This window comes from uncultured Polaribacter sp., from assembly GCF_947501385.1.
Classification (GTDB): Bacteria; Bacteroidota; Bacteroidia; order Flavobacteriales; family Flavobacteriaceae; genus Polaribacter.
Map to the genome: position 1 here is coordinate 1 of NZ_CANMVP010000061.1, position 3,469 is coordinate 3,469.

Below are 3,469 nucleotides of genomic sequence, written 5' to 3' on the forward strand. Positions count from 1 at the left end.
CAGCCCGTGTAAAACTAATACTGTAATTTAGTTGGATAAATTAAAAATAAAACGGAGTTATTAGACGAACTGCCGTTGTAGCAAATGCGGAAAATTCGTCAATTCAAGTAAATTTATTTGTTTAAAAGTAAATTATAATTTACTTTTGTGTTTAGTAAAAAACAAAAATTGAATGAAGTGTTCTCAACTTTATCGAATATTAACGAAAGACGGTTGGTATGCTGTTTCTCAAAAAGGTTCACACGTTAAAATGAGACACGAAACAAAAAAAGGAATTATTATATTTCCAAATCACGGAAGTCAAGAAATGGGGAAAGGATTGGAAAAGAAAATATTGAAAGACGCAGGAATTAAAAAATAGAAAATTATGTCAAAAAAGAAAGTTATAACAATGACTGTTGAAAAAACTGAAACAGGATTTTCCGCTTTTTCTCAAAATTATCCAATTTTTACAACTGGAAAATCTATTGCTGAATTAATAAATAATTCTTATGAGGCAACAGAATTACATTTTGAGGAAGAAAGTGTAAAAGTAGAATCGAACGAAATTAAATTTGAAATAGATTTTAAACAGTTTTTTAAATTCTATAAAGTTCTAAATGCAAAATTTCTTGCCGAAAAAATTGGAATGAATGCGACTTTACTATCTCAATATGTTTCTGGAAAAAAGAAACCATCTGCGAAACAAACTGAAAAAATATTAAGTGGAATTCATAAAATTGGACAAGAATTATCTGGAATTAATTTATTACAAACCGCATAGTAAATAAAAAGCACTTGCTACAATAACTAAGTATATGGCGTGCCGATAGGCCAACGCTATATATTTTGTTGACTGATTCGGGGAGTTTTTAGATAAGGGGGAAATCGAGGTTTTGGGAGTTACTTATCAAGAAGTACTGCGTGTTATCTTTTCGATTTTATGTGCATTTTTTGTCTTAAAACACAATTAATCATTCATCTTTTTATTCTTGTTCATTTTTTCGACTCGCTACGCAATTGTGTAGGTTTTGACAATGGTAGAGATAATCATTTATTTGCGCTTCATTGAGAAGTTCTGGACTGCATTTGTAATAAAGCGCTAAGAGAGAGAGACAGCGCAGATAGTTGGTTAACGTACTTTTAGCTTTGCCATTGATAACAAAACTTTTCTCTAATCTGAGCGCTAATACTTTGAATTTGGGTACCTCAGTCAAGGCACGTTCGAGAAGAGTAATTGACTTTTTTTAAAATTCATGTTTGTAAGTTTTTATGAATTCATTAAGATACTGTATTTTTACAAATAGCGAAAAGCCTCCGAGGTACGAGGATTAGTTCAACACCGTATATAAAAAATTGCTGGTGTTGTGCTAAAACAAAGGTCGTTGCACGTTTGCTACGTCTGATTTTCCTTCGGAAAATCCTCGCACGCAAACACGCAACTTTCCATATACAAACACTTTAGGTGTAACCTTAAAAAACCAGTTAAAAAAAGGATCATGAATCGAATTGACCGACTTATTGCTATTTTAACTACGTTGCAATCAAAAAGAAATATAACAGCAAAATTTATTGCCGATAAATATGAAATCAGCGAAAGGACTGTTTACCGAGATTTAAAAGCACTCGGAGAAATTGGTGTCCCTATTAATTTTGAAAATGATAAAGGATATTCAATTCTTCAAGGTTTTTTTCTCCCTCCAATTTCGTTGACAAACGAAGAGGCTAATTCATTAATACTCATATCAAAGCTATCTGAGAAATTCACAGACAAAACCACCAAAGTTCACATTGAAAATGCAATTGCGAAAATAACAGCAAGTTTAAGAACAGATAAAAAAGAAAAAGCTAGTTTTCTACAATCACAAATTAAAGTATACATTCCACCAAACACATTGGAAGTTTCTGGTTACTTAACTGAATTACAAAACGCCATAGTTACAAAACAAATTTTACAGATAACCTACACAAATAATAAAGAAGTAAAAAGTATTAGAGAAATAGAACCCATAGGTTTAACTTTCTATTCTAATCAATGGCATTTAATTGCTTGGTGTTGGGAGCGAGAGGCATACCGAGATTTTAAAGTTAAAAAGATAAATCAAATGAAAAACTTAATGAAAACATTTATAAAATCAAATCATTTGGATATAAATGACTACATAAAATTACTGGAACAAAAATAAATTGAAAAATACTGACATAGGGTTGTCAGTGACCTGTTTTATCATTGTGAAAAATAAATTAATGATGGAACAATTTAAAAATTGTCAGAGTTGCGGAATGCCTCTGAAAAAATCACCAAACGGTGGTGGATCGAATACTGACGGTACAATTAGTAATATATATTGTGCTTATTGTTATGAAAGTGGGCAATTCACAAATCCTGATTGGACAGCTAGCCAGATGCAAGATTTTGTAAAGAAAAAAATGAAAGAAATGGGATTCATGATGTCCCTCTTCGCGAATTCATTCGTTAAAAAAATCCCTAGTCTTAAACGATGGAAAAAGATATGAGTATTATCGAAAAATTAGCATCTTCACTTAACAGAAGAGATGAACTACCTAATCAAGAACTTGCCAAAGAAATTGTACTTTCAAAAAACAAGAAAGCTATAAAAGAATTAGTTGAAAATCTATCCAATAAAAAAGCCATTCAGAATGACTGTATAAAAGTACTTTATGAAATTGGAGAACAAGAGCCTAAACTCATTGCTGATTATATCAAAGAATTTGTAGAACAACTAAACAGTAAAAATAATCGACTTCAATGGGGAGCAATGATTGCCCTTAGTACAATCACAAACGAGCTCCCTAAAGAAATTTATACTATTCTTCCAACCATTCTTGAAGTTGCAGATAAAGGCTCGGTTATTACTAAAGACCATGCAATAAATATTTTAATAAAGTTATGCGCTATTAAAGATTACTCCGATGGGGCTTTTGCTTTACTAATAGAACAACTTTTGAAAAGCCCTACAAATCAACTTCCAATGTATACGGAAAGAGCAACACCTATAGTTAACGAAAAGAACAAAGCCCTTTTTGTGAAAACCCTAACTACAAGACTTGGTGATATTGAGAAAGAAACAAAAAGAAAATGTATAGAAAAAGTGATACAAAAATTCAAGTAACAAAAGGCAACACCTAATCGAGTAGACGGGTGACGACTTAAAAGTCGTCACTGCGCCTCTCACACCACTCCCGAATTCTCGGGATACGGGTCTCGTATACGGCGGTTCGTAAATCATCAAACCAAAGCTCTTTTCACCCTTGGCACTATCTTCTAATTTAGGCATAGGCTACCACTAGTGCTCCTATGCGAATTTTGAAGAGAATTATGTTCAGTCCTTCCCTACTTGTGAGTCCATCGGAGGTATTGCCTCTGCTCGTTTCCTGTAGGTACTATGACCTCTGCTGACTTCTCCAAATAACCAACTCGTAGTTTTGAAGACCTCCCCAGAGCCTGCCCCGTATTTATTGCGGGGTA

Annotated in this window: 5 protein-coding genes; all 5 read left to right on the forward strand. The window is 32.9% G+C overall.

Translation table 11 applies throughout. The features are described from left to right. Positions 1-172 precede the first annotated feature (172 nt). The 5 genes from Q0998_RS19130 (at position 173) to Q0998_RS19145 (ending at position 3,113) form a co-directional block, all read left to right on the forward strand. Entirely contained in the window at positions 173-361 is a 189-nt protein-coding gene (locus Q0998_RS19130) for a type II toxin-antitoxin system HicA family toxin (protein ID WP_299673019.1), read from the forward strand. Positions 362-367: 6 nt separating this feature from the next. Then, entirely contained in the window at positions 368-763 is a 396-nt protein-coding gene (locus Q0998_RS19135; protein ID WP_299673022.1) for a helix-turn-helix transcriptional regulator, read from the forward strand. A gap of 715 nt (positions 764-1,478) precedes the next feature. After that, entirely contained in the window at positions 1,479-2,165 is a 687-nt protein-coding gene (locus Q0998_RS19140; RefSeq protein ID WP_299673025.1) for a WYL domain-containing protein, read from the forward strand. Positions 2,166-2,262: 97 nt separating this feature from the next. Beyond that, a complete protein-coding gene (locus Q0998_RS19425) occupies positions 2,263-2,496 on the forward strand; it encodes a zinc ribbon domain-containing protein (protein ID WP_366943687.1) in 234 nt (77 codons plus the stop codon). Next, on the forward strand, positions 2,481-3,113 hold the full coding sequence (locus Q0998_RS19145; RefSeq protein ID WP_299673028.1) for a hypothetical protein: 633 nt from the start codon (positions 2,481-2,483) through the stop codon (positions 3,111-3,113). Before Q0998_RS19425 ends, Q0998_RS19145 begins: the two co-directional genes overlap by 16 nt. Positions 3,114-3,469: the final 356 nt, after the last annotated feature.

What these genes read in the sequence shown, in the direction of transcription:
- Q0998_RS19130 (WP_299673019.1), top strand. Translation starts at nt 173, where the DNA reads ATGAAGTGTTCTCAACTTTATCGAATATTAACGAAAGACGGTTGGTAT.
- Q0998_RS19425 (WP_366943687.1), top strand. Translation starts at nt 2,263, where the DNA reads ATGCCTCTGAAAAAATCACCAAACGGTGGTGGATCGAATACTGACGGT.
- Q0998_RS19145 (WP_299673028.1), top strand. Translation starts at nt 2,481, where the DNA reads ATGGAAAAAGATATGAGTATTATCGAAAAATTAGCATCTTCACTTAAC.
- Q0998_RS19135 (WP_299673022.1), top strand. Translation starts at nt 368, where the DNA reads ATGTCAAAAAAGAAAGTTATAACAATGACTGTTGAAAAAACTGAAACA.
- Q0998_RS19140 (WP_299673025.1), top strand. Translation starts at nt 1,479, where the DNA reads ATGAATCGAATTGACCGACTTATTGCTATTTTAACTACGTTGCAATCA.